This is a genomic window from Sulfitobacter sp. M13, from assembly GCF_053474885.1.
Genome location: NZ_CM130281.1, coordinates 644,719 through 661,314, shown reverse-complemented (window position 1 = coordinate 661,314; position 16,596 = coordinate 644,719). Strand labels below are relative to the sequence as shown.

The following is a 16,596-nucleotide window of genomic DNA, read 5'->3' as shown; positions in this document are numbered from 1 at the left end:
CTTGAAGACAAACGCAATGACACGAAAGGTCTCGCATATGACGATTTCCCAAGGCGACACGCTGCCCGACGCAACGCTGGTGCAAATGGGGCCGGACGGCCCAAAGCCTGTGCAGATGGCTGACAAGCTAAAGGGCCGCAAGGTCGTCGTCTTTGCCGTGCCCGGTGCCTATACGCCGACCTGTGATTCCGCGCATGTGCCCAGCTTTGTCCGCACCAAGGACCAGTTCGACGCCAAGGGCGTGGACGAGATCATCTGCGTATCGTGCAACGACCCGTTCGTCATGGCGGCTTGGGGTGAATCAACCGGCGCGACAGCGGCGGGCATCACCATGCTGGCCGATGCCAGCAGCGCCTTTACCAAAGCAATCGGCATGGAATTCTCGGCCGAGCCCGCGGGCCTGATCTCGCGCTCCAAACGCTATGCGATGCTAGTGGATGATGGCAAGGTCACGCTGTTCCAAGCCGAAGTGCAAGCCGGCGTATGTGACATGTCGGGCGGCGAAGCGCTGCTGGACAACATGTAAACCCGCGATACGGTAAAAACGAAAAACGCAGCCTCGGGAGGCCCGGGGCTGCGTTTTTCTTTGGTAACGGTGACTGTGTCTGTGACTGGGCCTGTGACTGGCGGTTTAGCCCGCTTTGACCTCGCCCATCAGCCCGTCCATCTTACGCGCCAGCTTGGCGTCGAGCGAGCTTAGGCCGTCAACGTCATGTGTCGTCAGGGTGACGATGACCTTGTTATAGACGTTCTCCCACTCTGGGTGGTGATTCCACTTTTCGGCCCAGATCGCCGCGCGGGTCATCCAGCCGAACGCATCCGCAAAATCATTGAACTTGAATGTTTTGACGATGGCGTCGCGGTCATCCACCATGGCCCAGCCTGTGCTGAACAAGGGTGCCAATACGGTTTTGCGCGTCTCTTCGCTTAATCTTTCGCTCATTCCTGTTCCTCAACCTCGACCCTTTTGAACGGGCCGTAATCTGTCAAAATATCTATCTCTTCGTCAACGGCTGCCCGTTCCTGTACAAGATAGTCTTGAACAGCCCGCATAAAACCCTCGTCGCGCATCCAATGGAGCGACCACGTCGCCTGTGGCAGGTAACCGCGCGCCAACTTGTGTTCACCCTGCGCCCCTGCCTCTACCGTAGAAAGACCCAGTTTGATCGCGATATCGATGGCCTGATAATAGCACAATTCAAAGTGCAGGAACGGGTGATGTTCGCTGCAGCCCCAGTAGCGCCCATAAAGCGCATCGGCACCGATAAAGTTCAGCGCCCCCGCCACCCACTCACCGTCCCGCTTGGCCAGCACCAATGCCATGTCGTCGCGCAGCTGGTCTTGGGCAATGTCAAAGAAGGCGCGCGTCAGATAAGGCGTGCCCCATTTGCGCGCGCCGGTGTCCTGATAAAAGCGCCAGAAGGCATCCCAATGTTCAGGACGCAGGTCATCGCCGGTGAACACCTCTATCTCGCCGCCGAACGCCTGCGCCTGCTGGCGTTCCTTGCGGATGTTCTTGCGCTTGCGCGAGCTGAGCGTGTCAAGGAAACCGTCGAAATCAGCGAACCCGTGATTGTGCCAATGGAACTGCTGGCTTTTGCGGGTCAACAAGCCCAGCTGCTCGGCTGCTGTCGCCTCTGCTTTGGTGCAAAAGGTGATGTGAAGCGATGACAGCCCGTTGGAATCGGTCAGCTGGACCGCCCCTTGGATCAGGGCTGCGGTGCCCGACTCTTCGAACCCCGGACGCGTTAGGAACCGGCGGCCCGTAGCGGGGGTGTGGGGCACGGCGATCTGCAGCTTGGGGTAATAGCGCCCGCCGGCGCGTTCGAACGCATGCGCCCAGCTGTGATCAAAGATGTATTCCCCCTGACTATGCGCTTTGGCGTACATCGGGGCGACCGCGATGACCTGCCCGTCGATAACGGCACTGAGGTACTGGGGCTGCCAGCCTGTGCCGGGGCCGACACTGCCGCTTTCCTCTAGCGCCGACAGGAGGCGATAGGTGGTGAAAGGGTCCGCAGGGCGCCCCCCTGCTGCGACCTCGGGGCAGGCACAGGCGTCCCACGCGTCCTGACCAATTTGCGCGATGCCCGAAGCAATTCTGATTTCGACGTCGCGCGCGTTCATTCTGGGTGTCCCGTTGTCATAGTCCTTATCTGTGGCCAAAGCCCGACGGTTCAACCTTGCAGCGGCGCGTCATAGCCTTCGAAGGTGATATTATGCGCAAATTCGCGCGCGCCGTTTTCGACCGATAAACTGCGCACTGTCCAGCAGCAGATCATGGCACCTGCCTCGCGCAGCTCTGCCACGCGGGGGCGGGGCAGGTCGTCGACCTCGTGGCTGATAAAACAGGCCCCTGTGCGGTCGTAATCAGGGATCTCGCGCAGGTGGTCACAGGTGGCTTTGGGCAGCGGCCATTCGACATAGCGATAGGCGCTGGTCACCAAACCGCGCGGCACATCCGGCAGCAGGTCTGCCATGCGCGCAACGCTGTTGGGGTTGAACGACATAACGGCGACATCACCACCGTAGCCCCGCAGCGCATCTGCTGTCGCTTGCTCTAACGGGCCGATATCCTTGCCCATGGCACCGTCCTGATCCTTGATCTCGATCAGCAGGGGCACGCGCCCCGCGACCAGCGCCAGTACCTGCGGCAAGGTGGGAATGGTGTCGCTGCCGCCCGTCAGCGCAATCTGGCACAGGTCATCGGCATCGAACTGCCGGAGGGCTCCGGTCTGGGCCGTCAGACGGTCAAGCGCGTAATCATGAAACACCAGCGCCACACCGTCGCGCGACAGCTGCACGTCAAGTTCGATCCCATATCCGCGATCCATCGCTGCCTGAAACGCGGCAAAGCTGTTTTCGGGCCGTCCGGCATCGCGGTGATGAAAACCGCGATGCGCTATAGGGATCGTATAGAACGCCTCGGGTAGGGTCATTCGATTTCAAAGATGCCTTCGATTTCGACCGCGACACCCAGTGGCAGGGACGCTGCAGAGACTGCCGACCGTGCATGACGGCCCGCGTCGCCCAAGGCTTCGACCAGAAAATCAGAGGCACCGTTGACCACTTTGGGCTGGTCGGTGAAATCGGCGGTGGAATTCACAAACGCCGTCAGCTTGACCACCCGCTTGAGCCGCTCGATATCGCCACCACAGGCCGCTTGGACTTGCGCCAGCAAGCTGATCGCGCATGTCTTGGCCGCTTCGGCACCAGCAGCCACGTCCATATCTGCACCCAGTTTGCCCATGATGAACCCGTCCGGCCCGTTCGAGATCTGCCCCGACACATAGACCGTGTTTCCTGTGACCACAAAGGGCACATAGTTCGCCGCGGGGGCCGGTGCGTCAGGCAGGGTAACGCCAAGATCGTTCAAACGGCTGGTGATGCTCATGGGAGGCTTCCTTGAAATGAGTGGTCGTTGGCGGGACGATAGCGCTGCGATACGCAAACGAAAAGGGCCAAGAGGGACGAACGGCAACACCTGCCAGCAACACGGGGGCGACCAAGGAGACTCATGTTGCGTATTTCAGGTACCCTGCGCATAACAAATCATGTTTTTCACGTGTTTTCGGGATTTTTACCATGATTAAGGCCACAACCCTCTCCACATCGCTGCGCGCCCTTGCGGGTGTCACTTTGGTTGCGGGCCTTTCGGCCTGTAGCGGTGCCTCGCGCACCCAGCCTGCCGGGATCAATGACCCTCACGAGCCCAGCAACCGCAAGATACATGCGCTCAATCAAAAGATCAGCGGCTCTGGCAAACCGAACCGCGTGGCGGCTGCGGTCCCGACCGAGTTCCAGTCTGTCATTCACAACGTGTCTGAAAACCTGTCGATGCCACAGGCCGCCGTGAACAGCGCCTTGCAAGCCGACTTTGCGGGCTTCGGTTTGGCGACATACCGCTTTTTGGTGAACAGCACGCTGGGTATGGGTGGCCTCTTTGACGTGGCAAGCGACTTCAAAGTGCCCGAGCATGATACGGATTTTGGCGAAACGCTGTATGTCTGGGGTGTGGGCGAAGGCCCCTACTACGAACTGCCGGTGCTTGGCCCGTCGACCCGCCGTGACACCGCCGGTCGCGTGGTGGATCTGTTCACCAACCCGCTATCCTATACGCTCGATAGCCCCGAGAAATACGTAGGCACCGTCACCGGCTATGCCGATAGCGTGTTCGAAAAGAACCGCCGTATCGTGAATGGCCAGCAGGTGCCTATTTCGGCCGCTGGCGACAGCTATGCCCAAGCGCGCCAAGAGTATCTGCAACAGCGCCGCGCAGATCTGGCCCGTCCCACCAGCATCGCCGCCACGACCGGCCCGCGCAGCACCAACTAGGGTAGCCCTCTGCGGGGGGGGGGCGCTCGGGCTGAAAGCCGGTGCTAGCCGCCAAGCCGTATTATAGAATCAAGAAGGGAGGCCGGATCGTTCCGGCCTCCCTTCTTTCGTTTCAGTGTCCCCTAAAGAGAGGCGTGTGCCCGTTACCCGCCAAAGATATCGCGGAGCACCCTGTCGATGACCCCCAGCGGGTTGTCCTGACGCGGTAGGCGCTGCGGCTGCTGCGGTTGTTGTGGCTGCGGCGGCGGTGCCTGAACCACGGGCGGTTCGGGCACAATCATCGGCAGCGGCGTGTTGGGCAAACCGTCATGCACCCGCACCATGACCTGCTTCCAGATCTCGGTCGGCAACCCGCCCCCCGATACGCCCGTCAAAGGCGTGTTGTCGTCATACCCCATCCAGACACCGGCCACGTAATCAGCCGAAAAGCCGATGAACCACGCATCACGGTTGGCCTGTGTCGTACCCGTTTTACCGGCCAGCTCGCGCCCACCGAACTGTGCGCGCTGACCGGTGCCGGAGGACACGACCTTTTCCATCATATAGACCAGCTTCAGGGCGGCATCTTCTTGAATGACCCGCTCACCGATACCACCGCCGGTACCCATCACCGGTTCGGTATCCCCCTGCAACTTCAGATCAAGCAAACCGTAAGGTTTGACCGAAGACCCGCCGTTCAGGATGCCCGCATAAGCCCCCGTCATCTCGAGCAGCGTGCTTTCGGAGGCGCCAAGCGCCAGTGCCGGACCGGCAGCAAGATCGCTTTTGATACCGAATTGCTCTGCCACTTCGCTGACCAGATCGCGCCCGACGCCTTCGGATACTTTGACTGCCGGAATGTTAAGTGAATCCTTCAGGGCGTCGGTCAGCGTCACATTCCCCTTGAACCTGTTGGTATAGTTCTTGGGACACCACTCGCCCGACCCGGGGATGTTCAAACAATATGGCGCGTCCTCGATCAGATCGTTGGGCGAATACCCCAGATCCAAGGCGGCGGCGTAGATAAAGGGTTTGAACGCGGACCCGGTCTGGCGCATCGCTTGGGTGGCGCGGTTAAAGGCACCCGCGACCTTGGTCTTGCGCCCGCCAACCATACCGCGCACGGCACCATCTGCAGACATGATCACTACAGCGGCCTGCGCCTTGGACCCGTCACGCACTTGATTGTCAAAAACCCAGCTGAGCCCCTCTTCGGCGGCGCGTTGGATTTTCTGGTCCAGCGTGGTTTTGATCACCACATCTTCGGTGGTGTTGCGGGTAAAGAACTCAGGGCCGGACGACATTACCCAATCAGCGAAATACCCGCCCGCTTCGGCCTCTGCGGCCTCGGACAGCTCTGCGGGGTTGGCGATGGCGTTATCCGCCTCGGCCTTACTCAGATAGCCCTGATCTTCCATCAAACGGATCACGGTGGCCGCGCGGCTTTGGGAACGATCAAGGTTATTGGTGGGTGACAGCGTGGTGGGGGCCGTCAACAGCCCCGCAAGCATCGCACCCTCGGCAGGCTTCAACGCCGCCGCCGGTTTGCCAAAGAAACGCTGTGCGGCAGCTTCGGCCCCGAACGCACCGCCGCCCATATAGGCCCTGTTCAGATAGATAGAGAGGATGTCATTCTTGGAGTACTTTGTCTCCATCGCCATGGAAAACAGCGCCTCTTTGCCCTTGCGCGACAGTGAGGACCGGCGGCATTCGGATTCGTATTCCTTTTCCGTTTGCCCCGATGTGGCATCATAGGGTTCACCCAGACACAGCAGCTTGGCGACCTGTTGCGTGATCGTCGACCCGCCGTGGCCCGACAACGGCCCGCGCCCTTCGCTCAGGTTGATCTTGACCGCAGACGCGATGCCGCGCGGACTGATACCAAAGTGCTTGTAGAACCGTTTGTCTTCGGTTGCGATGACCGCGTTTTTCAACGCAGGCGATACGCTTTCGGCGGTCACGATCCCGCCGAACTGATCGCCACGCCACGCAAAGACATCACCATAGCGATCCTTGAGCGTGACAGACCCGCGGGCGCGCCCGTCCAACAACGCCTCGAGCGGGGGCAGCGTGGTGTAGAAATAGCCAACAGCAAGCGCGACCATCAGCACCGCGACAGCCGTCACACGCCAGATGATCGTCCAGATCAAACGGAACACCCACCGCACCAACGCGGCCAGCCAACCGATCGGCCCCTTGGGGCGCGCGGGGGCGCGCCGCGCGGGCTTACGTTTGGCGGAGGCCTTTTTCGCAACGGGTTTGCGGGGCGGATTGCCGCCTTTGCCCGCGGTGCGCTTGTCGGCAACCAAGGGCCGCTTCCGTTTGGATGAATCACTCATATGCTGCTCACTGAACCGTTCTTTTTTTCGCACTCTATCCTGCAGAACGCGGTTTGTTTAGCGTCGACGCCACTTTGCGCCACCTAATTAACGCCCAATAATAAGGCACCCTCCTTCGGGATGCCCAATATTTACGCAATCACACCCTCTACCAGAGGGACTAAGCGCGATGAACCCTTCCTTCAAGGGCCACCGGCCGGTCTTTTGTTCAAGGCATACCGCAGGAGATACCTGCCATCTGGAAGAGGGATTATAGGTGAAACTCATTATCGCAACAATCAAGCCATTCAAGCTCGAGGAAGTGCGTGAAGCACTGACCGAAGCGGGCGTGCGCGGCCTGATGGTGACCGAGATCAAGGGCTTTGGTGCCCAGTCCGGCCACACCGAAATTTACCGCGGCGCAGAATATGTCGTGAACTTCGTGCCCAAGGTGAAGCTCGAGCTGGTGGTCGCAGACGCGCTGGCCGACCAGATGGTCGAGACAATCACCCGCACCGCGCATACCGGCAAAATCGGCGACGGCAAAATCTTTGTGCTCGACGTTGAACAGGCCGTGCGCGTGCGCACTGGCGAAACCGGCGAAGACGCCATCTGACCCCCACGTCCGAGGAATTGACGACATGACATCACGACTTCTTATCCCCCTTGCCGCCGCAGCCACGCTGCTGCCGTCCTTGGGTTTCGCGCAGGAGGCCGAGTATGCAACCGCGGCTGACACTGCTTTCATCTTCAACACGATCCTTTTCCTGATCGGCGGCTTCCTGGTGTTCTGGATGGCAGCGGGTTTTGCCATGCTCGAAGCGGGTCTGGTGCGATCCAAGAACGTGACCACACAGCTGACCAAGAACATCGCGCTGTTTGCGCTGGCGGCCATTCTGTACTGGCTGGTGGGCTATAACCTCATGTACCCCGGTGACGCATGGATCATTCCCGGCGTATTCGGCACCTTTGCCACCAAAGACATCAAGACGGCGATCGATGCGGGCGGCTATTCCAACGCGTCCGACTTCTTCTTCCAGTTGATGTTCTGCGCGACCACCGCGTCCATCGTTTCGGGCACCTTGGCCGAGCGTATCAAGCTGTGGCCCTTCCTGATCTTCACCGTTGTGCTGACCGGCTTTATCTATCCGATCGAAGCAAGCTGGCAGTGGGGCGCAGGCTGGTTGTCTGACGCGGGCTTCAGCGACTTTGCGGGCTCGACTTTGGTGCACGCAGCTGGCGGCTTTGCGGCTCTGGCAGGGGTGCTGGTTCTTGGCCCTCGTATCGGCAAGTACAAAGATGGCCGTGTGATCCCGATGCAGGGTTCGAACCTGCCACTCGCCACTTTGGGTACGTTCATCCTGTGGCTGGGTTGGTTCGGCTTTAACGGCGGCTCGCAGTTGGCCATGGGAACGATGATCGACGCCGACGCTGTTGCGCAGATCTTTGCCAATACCAACATGGCCGCAGCTGCGGGTGCCATTGCCGCGCTGGTCCTGACGCAGATGCTGTACAAAAAGCCCGACCTGACAATGGTCCTGAACGGCGCGCTTGCCGGTCTGGTGTCCATCACGGCTGGTCCGCTTGACCCGACCCTGTTTGGTGCGCTTTGGATTGGTGCTGTCGGTGGTGCGATCGTGGTCTTCGCGGTGCCCTTCCTTGACAAGCTCAAGATCGATGACGTGGTCGGTGCGATCCCGGTTCACCTGATGGCGGGCTTCTGGGGCACTTTGGTCGTGCCGGTTTACACCGAAGGGACATCCTTTGTGACACAGATCATCGGCTTTGCCTCTATCGGTGCCTTTGTCTTCATCGTGTCGCTGATCGTCTGGATGATCCTGAAAGCCACCACCGGCATCCGCGTGAGCGAAGAAGCAGAGATCGTTGGCCTTGATGTGTCCGAACTGGGCATGGAAGCCTATCCCGAGTTCTCGAAAAGCTAAGGCCTAAATCACTGCAGGCAGGTGCCCGGGCGTTCGCGCCCGGGTTTTTCTATGGGTCGAGGCTGCGTGTGACCCGCTGTGCGCTTAAACAAAAACCGCCGCGCTGAGATATCAGCGCGGCGGTTCGAGTATTTTTAAAAGGGTGAAGCAGCGTTTAGATGCCGACCTCGATGATCGCTTTGGCGAGGATCGGTACGGTTTCAGCGTTCAGGCCGGCGATGTTCATGCGGCTGTCGCTCACCATATAGATGCCGTGGTCTTCGCGCAGCTTGTCGACCATTTCAGACGTGGTCCCAAGGCGCGAGAACATGCCGCGGTGTTCGGCGAGAAAGCCAAAGCGGTCCGAGCCAGACAGACGCTGAAGCTCGCTTGCGAGTTGGGTGCGCAGGCCCAGCATGGTGTTCCGGATGCCTTCGAGTTCTGCCATCCAGTCGCTGCGCAAGGCATCGTCGTTCAGGATGGTGGTGACGATGCGAGCACCGTGATCTGGCGGGAAGCTGAAGTTCTGGCGGTTGAGAAAGGCCAGCGTGCCCTGGTTCAACTTTTGCGCCGAAGTGTCCGCCGAAAGCGCCATTAGGATGCCGGTGCGTTCACGGTAGATCCCGAAGTTCTTGGAGCAGCTTGCCGCGATCAGACACTCCGGCACCGCTGCCGCGACCTTGCGCGTGGCCGCCGCATCAGCGTCCAGCCCGTCGCCAAAGCCCTGATAGGCGATGTCGATCATCGGGGTGGCACCGGTGTCTTGCAGAACCTTGATCACCGCATCCCACTGCGATGCGTTCAGGTTGGCACCAGTCGGGTTGTGGCAGCAACCGTGCAACAAGACCACATCGCCTTTTTGCGCGGTCTTGAGGTCGGCGATCATACCATCGAAATCAACGCCACGGGTGTCGTCGTCGAAATAACGATATGGCACCATCTCCATCCCCAGATACTTGAGGATCGACAGGTGGTTCGGCCATGTCGGGTTGGACACAAAGACCCGTGCGTTCGGGCGGGCCATCTGAATCAGTTCAAACGCCTGGCGGATCGCGCCGGTACCGCCCGGCGTCGCAGCCGCAGCCACCTGGGCGCGGGGGACTGCATCGCCAAGCACCATCCGCACCATCGCATCACCGAAAGCAGGATCTCCAGCCAGACCGGTATAGGCCTTGCTGTTCTGGGTTTCCCACAGCTGGTGTTCGGCCGCTTTTACCGCGCGCATGACGGGCGTCAGCCCCGTGGCATCCTTGTACACGCCCACACCAAGGTCGATCTTGGTGTCGCGGGGGTCGTCCTTGTACATCTGCATCAAGGCAAGGATTTTATCGGCGGGCTGCGCCTGTAGGGTTTCGAACATTATGCGTCTCCGGTCGCAACGGGCACGGTGGGAAACATCCCCCATTCTGCCCAAGATCCATCGTAAAGGGACCAATCGGTGTGGCCCATCCGTTCCAATGCCAACGCTAGTATGGCGGCAGTGATGCCCGACCCGCAGGTGGTGATCACGGGCTGCGACAGGTCGATCCCTGCTGCCTCGAATGCAGCCTTGGTCTCGGCTACGGATTTCAGTGTTTTGTCGTCGTTCAGCAGCTCTGTGTAGGGCAGGTTGCGCGAACCGGGGATGTGACCTGCACGCAAACCTTCGCGTGGTTCGGGGGCCTCGCCGCGGAAGCGGGCGGCTGCGCGGGCATCAACGATTTGTGGTGCCTTGAGTTTCGAAGCTTGTGCCACCTGTGTCACGTCGCGCACCAGCTGGTTCTGGAACCGCACGGTCATGTGACGGTCGCGCGGGATCGGCGGCATGTCTTCGGTCGGGCGGCCTTCGGCGACCCATTTGGGCAAGCCACCGTCCAGCACGGCCACATTTTCCTGCCCCATCAAGCGAAACAGCCACCACACGCGCGCAGCAGACAACAGCCCTGACCCGTCATAGATCACCACCTGATGCCCGTCGCCCACACCCAAAGCACGCATCCGCGACATGAACTTTTCCGCAGGCGGTGCCATATGCGGCATGTCCGACCGCGCATCCGAGATTTCATCGATGTCAAAGAAGCGGGCACCGGGAATATGCGCTTGGTTGTATTCGGCTTTGGGGTCACGGCCCGCATCGGGCAAATACCAAGATGCGTCCAGCAAGCGCAGGTCCGGATCCTTAAGGTGCTGCGCCAGCCAATCGGTTGAAACAAGCGTTTTCGGATTGTCAGCCATGGGTCCACCCCCTTTTAGAACAGGTTTTTCAATGCCTACCCGCGACGGCCGCCGCAAGCAAGAGCCCGTGGCAGTGCACATGCAGCATAAGCCGAAAATGAATAAGGAGTTACCAGTTCAGCAGGGCAAACGCCAATTAGCAGGCGTCAGCCGTGGTCTTTCAGCAGACGTTGTTTTTGCCGTGACCAATCACGCTTGGCGGCAGTTTCGCGTTTGTCGTGCAGTTTCTTACCCTTGGCGATGCCGATCTTGATCTTGGCCATGCCACGGTGGTTGAAATACATCACCATCGGCACCAGCGTCATGCCCTTGCGTTGGGTTTCATTCCACAGGTGCGACAACTGTTTTTTGGACACCAGCAGCTTGCGGCGACGGCGCTCTTCGTGGGTAAATGTCTTGGCCTGCTTATAGGGCGCGACGTAGGAGTTCACCAACCACAGCTCGCCATCTTCCACGGCAGCATAGCTTTCGGCGATGTTGGCACCGCCGTTGCGCAGGGATTTCACCTCGGAGCCTTCAAGGATGATGCCGCATTCAACGTCGTCGTCGATAGCATAATCAAACCGCGCACGGCGGTTTTCTGCGATGACCTTGTAGTTCGGGTCCGATTTGGAAGATAATTTAACCTGTGACATGCCAAGGATGTAGGGCGTCACGGCGCTGCGCGCAAGATGCAGCTGCGGGGTTTGCGCGGCGGGACCCCGAGCGTCCCGCCGACAGTTTAGTCACCCAGCTTGGCATGCACCTCTGCAAGGTCGATCTCGCCCGTGGGCATCTTGTTTGCAGGGTTGTCGAAGTCGTATTTGAACAGCTCGAAATCCCGTTTGAAGATTTCGCGCACCAGATGCATCGACAGATCGTCAAAGTAGTCTTCTACCGGATGGGCACGCTTGGGGCCGTGGCCTTCGGATTCGTTAAAGCGCGGGATATCACCGAGATTTACGGGATGGGGCGTGTCGATGGCGTCCAGAACGCTTTGCATGCCGTCGTTGAATTTCTCGGTCCAGATGATCTTGTCATAGGTGCCGCCGTTCACAATGAACGTACTGACATGACCCGATTGCGCCGACCAGTGAATGTCGGGGTCCATGGGCCGGCGCCAGCGGATGGTGTCGCGGGCGAACAGCAAGAACCGGCGGAAGCTGGCGATTTGGTCAAACTCTTGCTTGCCGTCATCGCCGCCGACTTCGATCCCGTATTTCTGCATCAAAAGCGGCACCAGATTGCCGCGGTACCGGCGACCGTTCCGCTGAATACCGCAAATCTTGTCAAAGAAAGAGCTGAGAACCCGCGTGTAAGGGTTGCGCACGCAGGTGAACGCGAAGGAATTGTGGTTTTCCACGTTGTTCGTGATCAGCGGCTGGGACGCGTCTTGCGCCCATTTGTGCATCCCCGATTTTGAATCGTGGATATCCCCATCAAAGAATTCGCCATGATCCGAATAGAACATGATTTGTCCAATGGTCGAGCAGGCGCATTTGGGCACCACCCGGTACACCACGCTCTCGCTTTCTGTCATCCACGTCCCTGGAAAACCCATATTCGGCTCGGCCTCCTAAATTTTTTTGTACTTATGCTGCCATTTATGGCGACAGAATGGCCCAAATAAAGAAAAAGCAAATATTCGTGGTTTATTCAATCGCTGTTCGCCTTTATCTAACAAACTCGTCCAGAGCAGAGGGGATGCGTGTTTCACGATGGCCAGCATAGCCTATATCCTTTTGTGTCATAAAGACCCCCTTGCCGTCATCAAGCAAGCGGAGAGATTAACGGCGTCTGGTGACTATATGTCGATCCACTTTGACGCCTCGGCCAGCCCGTCTGATTTCGCCCAGATCAGCCAAGCGCTTGGCAAGAACCCGAATGTGACTTTTGCCAGCAAACGCATCCGCTGCGGCTGGGGGGAATGGTCGCTGGTGCAAGCGACGCTCAACGCGGTCGAAAGCGCGATCGACGCCTTCCCGCGCGCCACGCATTTCTACATGCTGTCGGGCGATTGCATGCCAATCAAATCCGCCGAATACATCCACGATTACCTCGACGACAATGACTACGATTTCATCGAGAGCTTTGACTATTTCGAAAGCGACTGGATTAAGACCGGCTGGAAAGAAGAACGGCTGATCTATCGGCACTGGTTCAACGAACGCACCCAGAAAAAGCGGTTCTATGGCATGTTTGAGCTGCAAAAGCGCCTTGGCCTGACGCGCGAGATACCCGCGGATCTGCAGATCCAGATCGGCAGTCAGTGGTGGTGTCTGCGCCGCCAGACCGTCGAAGCCGTGATTGCATTCACCCGTGCGCGCAAGGATGTGATGCGGTTCTTCAGGACTACCTGGATCCCGGACGAGACGTTTTTCCAGACCATCGTACGCCATATCGTGCCCGAAGCCGAATTACGCGTGCGCACCCTGACGTTCCTGATGTTCACCGATTACGGAATGCCGGTGACATTTTATAACGATCACTACGATCTTTTGCTGTCGCAGGATTATCTTTTTGCCCGCAAGATCAGCAGCGAGGCGCTGGACCTCAAGCGCCGGCTGGGACTGTTGTATTCGGCCCGCGATGTCGAGGTTCAGATCAGCAACGAGGGGCGCAACCTGTTCAAGTTCCTCACCAATCGAGGCCGGATCGGGCGGCGTTTTTCAACCCGTTTTTGGGAAAAGGAAAGCACGCTGGGGCGCGAACGCGAGCTGCTGATCGTGGTGTGCAAGAAATGGCATGTGGCCAAACGTGTGCTTGAACAGATGCGTCAGGCGACCAACCTGCCTGCGCTCGAATATCTTTTCAGCGAACAGGACACCGCCCTGCCCGATCTGGGCGGCATCCAGAACTCTTTGGGCAAACGCACCCGTCACCGTCGGTCTTTGATGCGCATGCTGTTTGATTATTACGACACCGACCAGTTGATCGTCTGCATGGACCCTGGTGATATCGATTTGCTGAACGACTTTGCCGCTGACAGGTCAGTCACGCGGGTGCTGGAGATCGAATGCCAGTTCTCGGATGACTACCTTGTCGGACACGCCAAACGTGTCGGGCTGGCGGGCGAGCGCACCTCTGTCGACACACTAGAGCGGCTTTTGCCCACGATCCGCAATGATCTGACGCTGGAATCCGATCGTATCCGCGACGCGCAGTTCGAAAACTACGCCCGCGTGCGCGAAACAGCCTCGGCACAGGAAAACACCGAAGCGCTGGCCGCCTTTCTGCGCATATCGCCGGAGCAGGCACGCCCCATCGCCGAGACCCACCATCTTTTTACCGACTGAGGACTGCCCATGGCCTATACCTACGACGATCAGAACATCTTTGCCAAAATTCTGCGCGGCGAAATTCCGAACAACACGGTTTACGATTCCGAACACGCGCTGGCGTTTCGGGACATTGAACCGCAGGCCCCCACGCATGTGCTGGTGATCCCCAAGGGGCCGTACATCAGCTTTGACCACTTCGCCGCAGAGGCAACCGATGCCGAAATCGTCGGCTATGTCCGCGCTATTTCAGAGGTGTGCAAAGCCGAAGGCGTCACTCTGGATGCGGGCGAAGGCTTTCGCATGATCGCCAATGCAGGCGCGCATGGCGTCCAAGAGGTTCCGCATTTGCATGTGCATATCCTGGGTGGCCGACCCATGGGGCGCATGGTGGCGCGCCCCAGCTGACCACCACCACTCCAAGAACAAGCGCGACGGGCGCGGCGTGATCTCGCGCCGCGCTTATTTGTTTTTGCGGCCCGCCCGCCAACGTGCAAAACGCCCCTGCTTTTCGGCGATATCGTCTTCCAGCCGCTCGAGCGTCGGGTCAATGCGGGCGCGTCTGAACCGACGCCAGCGCACCCAGATCGCATACACCAGCGCCGCGAACAGGATCAGGATGATGATGTTCAGGAAACGGATGCCCTTGCTTGCATCCGGCCCGTCCACTGGACGTACAGACACCGCATTGGGGAAGATCGACAGGAATTCATTCCGCCAACCATAGTGTTTCAGCGCGACATACTTCGGGGTCCCCGCGGCAGATTTGAGATCCGATGCCTCAGCTTGCAGGTTCGTCGTGTCGAACTTGAAATACGGCGGCCAGCCCCAGCCGGTGTCTTCGTTGCGGTAGACCATGACGTCGCCCTTGGCCCGGCGCGACTGGATAAAGAACACGTCGCGGTTGCCTACGGCGGTGCTGTTGCCCACATCAGCGTTCGACCAGAAGATCGAATTATCGCCAAAATCGATGCGCTTTTCATAGGTGTCGGTGATCCGCACGATATCGACCTGAGGCAACGTATAATGAAAGAACCCGGCAATGATCAGCCAGATCACGCCCCAGAAGGCCCATTTGATAATCGCCATCGGCGTTTCCCCTTAATTAAAGTTGGTGAGGTAGACGGTCAGGATGACCAGCCCCACCGGGACAACATAGACCCCAAGGATCAGCTTGCGGCGGATTGACCCGTCATATCGTTTGAGCCCTCGTTGCACGAATGTGTCGCGATCCACAAGGCGCGGTCCCGCCGCCCACTTCTGGTGCAGTTTGCCCCGCCGGACCCGACGAGAATAAATCGACAGCGCGATATAGAGGATGGTCAGAACGACAAAACCGATAACGATCAACTTTAGCAAAGCCAGCATATGCCTGAGCCTCTTTCGTGTCGCGTGCTAGTCGGTCAACGGCCAGATGACCTTTAACTCGCCGCCGCTTTCACGTTCGGGCGTTACCAGCTCTCCGCCTAATTGTTGTGCCGCGGCAAGCAGAATGCGCATACCAAGGCCTGTGCCGGTTGTCTGATTGTTGGGAATACCGGGGCCATCGTCAATGCAGCTCAGGTGGTAAAAACCATCCTTGCGTTCACCGCGCAGCTCAAACGTCCCGCGTTTGCGGCCCTCATAGGCGTATTTCGCAGCATTGGTCATCGCCTCGTTCACGATCATCCCGACAGAGGACGCGCTACGCGACGACAGATGCGTCGTTTCAACTTCTACGGTGACATGCACCCCATCTGGCATCTGTTGGCTGGTGGAATGCGCAACCTTTCTCAGGAAGGCCGCGATATCCACTGCCGCACCGGTGTCGGTCAGATACAAAGCTTCGTGGAGGCTGCTAATGGTCGAAAGACGCCCCTGAATGGTGTCGAGTGCTGCGCGGGCCTCGGGGGATTTCTCGCTTCGGATCTGGATGCGGATCAACGCCTCCAGCGACTGGAGCGAGTTTTTCACGCGGTGATCCACCTCTTTGCGCAAGACTTCGGCATCGGCCAGCGCCTTGTGCAATTCGATCTGCCGCATCGCCTGCCCCGCCAGAACCTTGAGAGCACGCCGTTGAAAATCGTTCAGCTGGTGCGGTTTTCTGTCGAGCACACACAATGTACCAAGCGGCAGGTTCCTGTCGTCTTCCAACAGCGCGCCCGCGTAAAACCGGATAGAGTCGTCGCCGGTGACGAAATTATTGTCAGCTGTGCGCGGGTCGATGGTGGTGTCGTTCACCTCGAGATAATCATCCCCGGCAATGGCATGGGCGCAAATGCTATCGGTGATGTCGCTGCCATCAATCTCAAGCCCGATCTTGGATTTGAACCACTGGCGATCATCATCCACGAGAGAGATCAGCGCAATCGGCACCTCGCAAATCTCTGCGGCGAGGCGGGTAATGTCGTCGAACCCTTCTTCGGGCGAAGTGTCTAGAATGTTATACCCTCGCAGCAACGCGAGGCGCATTTCTTCTTGCTTAATTAAAGATGCTTTCATCGACAATACTCACGAAACGGCGTGCAGAAAGCACTTTTTACAAACCCCACAGATCGGAGGACAGAACGCAAATGGCCTGACACCCCACCC

General features: G+C 58.8%; 18 protein-coding genes. 6 read left to right on the top strand and 12 right to left on the bottom strand.

Translation table 11 applies throughout. The features are described 5' to 3' along the window. Positions 1-37: 37 nt before the first annotated feature. Positions 38-526, top strand: coding sequence for a peroxiredoxin (locus ACVBAU_RS03050; protein WP_138924495.1), 489 nt, complete (start codon positions 38-40; stop codon positions 524-526). A 105-nt stretch (positions 527-631) separates the two neighbouring features. Here the strand turns inward: ACVBAU_RS03050 and ACVBAU_RS03045 are convergent, their stop codons facing one another. From ACVBAU_RS03045 to ACVBAU_RS03030, 4 genes are read right to left on the bottom strand one after another with little or no spacing between them, the layout of a single operon-like run. After that, positions 632-943, bottom strand: coding sequence for a 4a-hydroxytetrahydrobiopterin dehydratase (locus ACVBAU_RS03045; RefSeq protein ID WP_093731549.1), 312 nt, complete (start codon positions 941-943; stop codon positions 632-634). Beyond that, a complete protein-coding gene (locus tag ACVBAU_RS03040; protein WP_448327826.1) occupies positions 940-2,127 on the bottom strand; it encodes a GNAT family N-acetyltransferase in 1,188 nt (395 codons plus the stop codon). The genes ACVBAU_RS03045 and ACVBAU_RS03040 overlap by 4 nt, the downstream gene beginning before the upstream one ends. A gap of 50 nt (positions 2,128-2,177) precedes the next feature. After that, entirely contained in the window at positions 2,178-2,939 is a 762-nt protein-coding gene (locus ACVBAU_RS03035; RefSeq protein ID WP_448327824.1) for a glycerophosphodiester phosphodiesterase family protein, read from the bottom strand. Then, the gene (locus ACVBAU_RS03030) at positions 2,936-3,394 is read right to left on the bottom strand and encodes a RidA family protein (protein WP_138924498.1); all 459 of its coding nucleotides are present in this window, start codon (positions 3,392-3,394) and stop codon (positions 2,936-2,938) included. The genes ACVBAU_RS03035 and ACVBAU_RS03030 overlap by 4 nt, the downstream gene beginning before the upstream one ends. A gap of 191 nt (positions 3,395-3,585) precedes the next feature. Between ACVBAU_RS03030 and ACVBAU_RS03025 the strand changes: the two genes are divergently transcribed. Further along, positions 3,586-4,335 carry an MlaA family lipoprotein gene (locus tag ACVBAU_RS03025; RefSeq protein WP_448327822.1) on the top strand — a complete coding sequence of 250 codons (750 nt, stop codon included), beginning with the start codon at positions 3,586-3,588 and terminating at the stop codon, positions 4,333-4,335. Positions 4,336-4,478: 143 nt separating this feature from the next. Here ACVBAU_RS03025 and ACVBAU_RS03020 read toward each other — a convergent pair whose 3' ends face one another. Beyond that, on the bottom strand, positions 4,479-6,653 hold the full coding sequence (locus ACVBAU_RS03020; protein WP_448327820.1) for a transglycosylase domain-containing protein: 2,175 nt from the start codon (positions 6,651-6,653) through the stop codon (positions 4,479-4,481). Between the two features lie 256 nt (positions 6,654-6,909). Here ACVBAU_RS03020 and ACVBAU_RS03015 point away from each other — a divergent pair, with 256 nt between their 5' ends. Together ACVBAU_RS03015 and ACVBAU_RS03010 are read left to right on the top strand one after the other, a co-directional pair. Next, positions 6,910-7,248, top strand: a complete 339-nt coding sequence (locus tag ACVBAU_RS03015) for a P-II family nitrogen regulator (protein ID WP_005851080.1) — start codon at positions 6,910-6,912, stop codon at positions 7,246-7,248. Positions 7,249-7,273: 25 nt separating this feature from the next. After that, complete coding sequence (locus tag ACVBAU_RS03010) at positions 7,274-8,575, top strand: ammonium transporter (RefSeq protein WP_448327817.1); 1,302 nt, start codon at positions 7,274-7,276, stop codon at positions 8,573-8,575. 154 nt (positions 8,576-8,729) lie between these two features. Here the strand turns inward: ACVBAU_RS03010 and ACVBAU_RS03005 are convergent, their stop codons facing one another. From ACVBAU_RS03005 to ACVBAU_RS02990, 4 genes are all read right to left on the bottom strand, one after another. Then, positions 8,730-9,914, bottom strand: coding sequence for an amino acid aminotransferase (locus tag ACVBAU_RS03005; RefSeq protein WP_448327815.1), 1,185 nt, complete (start codon positions 9,912-9,914; stop codon positions 8,730-8,732). Further along, a complete protein-coding gene (sseA, locus tag ACVBAU_RS03000) occupies positions 9,914-10,768 on the bottom strand; it encodes a 3-mercaptopyruvate sulfurtransferase (protein ID WP_138924501.1) in 855 nt (284 codons plus the stop codon). The genes ACVBAU_RS03005 and sseA overlap by 1 nt, the downstream gene beginning before the upstream one ends. A 146-nt stretch (positions 10,769-10,914) precedes the next feature. Next, positions 10,915-11,403: an SsrA-binding protein SmpB gene (smpB, locus tag ACVBAU_RS02995; RefSeq protein ID WP_138924502.1), complete on the bottom strand. Its 489-nt coding sequence runs from the start codon at positions 11,401-11,403 to the stop codon at positions 10,915-10,917. Positions 11,404-11,489: 86 nt separating this feature from the next. After that, positions 11,490-12,308: a sulfotransferase family protein gene (locus tag ACVBAU_RS02990; protein WP_138924503.1), complete on the bottom strand. Its 819-nt coding sequence runs from the start codon at positions 12,306-12,308 to the stop codon at positions 11,490-11,492. 157 nt (positions 12,309-12,465) lie between these two features. On the opposite strand from ACVBAU_RS02990, the gene ACVBAU_RS02985 reads away from it, so the two are divergent. Then, positions 12,466-14,043 carry a DUF5928 domain-containing protein gene (locus ACVBAU_RS02985; protein ID WP_335744905.1) on the top strand — a complete coding sequence of 526 codons (1,578 nt, stop codon included), beginning with the start codon at positions 12,466-12,468 and terminating at the stop codon, positions 14,041-14,043. 9 nt (positions 14,044-14,052) lie between these two features. Then, on the top strand, positions 14,053-14,433 hold the full coding sequence (locus ACVBAU_RS02980) for a histidine triad nucleotide-binding protein (protein ID WP_335744906.1): 381 nt from the start codon (positions 14,053-14,055) through the stop codon (positions 14,431-14,433). A 54-nt stretch (positions 14,434-14,487) separates the two neighbouring features. Here the strand turns inward: ACVBAU_RS02980 and ACVBAU_RS02975 are convergent, their stop codons facing one another. Genes ACVBAU_RS02975 through ACVBAU_RS02965 form a run of 3 tightly spaced genes read right to left on the bottom strand, consistent with a single transcriptional unit; the run spans position 14,488 to position 16,476 of the window. Beyond that, the gene (locus tag ACVBAU_RS02975; protein WP_093731561.1) at positions 14,488-15,114 is read right to left on the bottom strand and encodes a DUF1523 family protein; all 627 of its coding nucleotides are present in this window, start codon (positions 15,112-15,114) and stop codon (positions 14,488-14,490) included. Positions 15,115-15,126: 12 nt separating this feature from the next. Next, positions 15,127-15,393, bottom strand: a complete 267-nt coding sequence (locus ACVBAU_RS02970; protein ID WP_138924507.1) for a hypothetical protein — start codon at positions 15,391-15,393, stop codon at positions 15,127-15,129. A 27-nt stretch (positions 15,394-15,420) separates the two neighbouring features. Continuing rightward, on the bottom strand, positions 15,421-16,476 hold the full coding sequence (locus ACVBAU_RS02965; protein ID WP_448327811.1) for a sensor histidine kinase: 1,056 nt from the start codon (positions 16,474-16,476) through the stop codon (positions 15,421-15,423). Positions 16,477-16,596 lie beyond the last annotated feature (120 nt).

Excerpts from the sequence above, each read along its gene's own strand:
- ACVBAU_RS03030 (WP_138924498.1), bottom strand. The coding sequence starts at position 3,394 with ATGAGCATCACCAGCCGTTTGAACGATCTTGGCGTTACCCTGCCTGAC.
- ACVBAU_RS03025 (WP_448327822.1), top strand. The coding sequence starts at position 3,586 with ATGATTAAGGCCACAACCCTCTCCACATCGCTGCGCGCCCTTGCGGGT.
- ACVBAU_RS03045 (WP_093731549.1), bottom strand. The coding sequence starts at position 943 with ATGAGCGAAAGATTAAGCGAAGAGACGCGCAAAACCGTATTGGCACCC.
- ACVBAU_RS03010 (WP_448327817.1), top strand. The coding sequence starts at position 7,274 with ATGACATCACGACTTCTTATCCCCCTTGCCGCCGCAGCCACGCTGCTG.
- ACVBAU_RS03005 (WP_448327815.1), bottom strand. The coding sequence starts at position 9,914 with ATGTTCGAAACCCTACAGGCGCAGCCCGCCGATAAAATCCTTGCCTTG.
- ACVBAU_RS02970 (WP_138924507.1), bottom strand. The coding sequence starts at position 15,393 with ATGCTGGCTTTGCTAAAGTTGATCGTTATCGGTTTTGTCGTTCTGACC.
- ACVBAU_RS03020 (WP_448327820.1), bottom strand. The coding sequence starts at position 6,653 with ATGAGTGATTCATCCAAACGGAAGCGGCCCTTGGTTGCCGACAAGCGC.
- ACVBAU_RS02975 (WP_093731561.1), bottom strand. The coding sequence starts at position 15,114 with ATGGCGATTATCAAATGGGCCTTCTGGGGCGTGATCTGGCTGATCATT.
- ACVBAU_RS03035 (WP_448327824.1), bottom strand. The coding sequence starts at position 2,939 with ATGACCCTACCCGAGGCGTTCTATACGATCCCTATAGCGCATCGCGGT.
- ACVBAU_RS02965 (WP_448327811.1), bottom strand. The coding sequence starts at position 16,476 with ATGCGCCTCGCGTTGCTGCGAGGGTATAACATTCTAGACACTTCGCCC.
- ACVBAU_RS03050 (WP_138924495.1), top strand. The coding sequence starts at position 38 with ATGACGATTTCCCAAGGCGACACGCTGCCCGACGCAACGCTGGTGCAA.
- ACVBAU_RS02985 (WP_335744905.1), top strand. The coding sequence starts at position 12,466 with ATGGCCAGCATAGCCTATATCCTTTTGTGTCATAAAGACCCCCTTGCC.
- ACVBAU_RS02990 (WP_138924503.1), bottom strand. The coding sequence starts at position 12,308 with ATGGGTTTTCCAGGGACGTGGATGACAGAAAGCGAGAGCGTGGTGTAC.
- ACVBAU_RS03040 (WP_448327826.1), bottom strand. The coding sequence starts at position 2,127 with ATGAACGCGCGCGACGTCGAAATCAGAATTGCTTCGGGCATCGCGCAA.
- sseA (WP_138924501.1), bottom strand. The coding sequence starts at position 10,768 with ATGGCTGACAATCCGAAAACGCTTGTTTCAACCGATTGGCTGGCGCAG.
- smpB (WP_138924502.1), bottom strand. The coding sequence starts at position 11,403 with ATGTCACAGGTTAAATTATCTTCCAAATCGGACCCGAACTACAAGGTC.
- ACVBAU_RS02980 (WP_335744906.1), top strand. The coding sequence starts at position 14,053 with ATGGCCTATACCTACGACGATCAGAACATCTTTGCCAAAATTCTGCGC.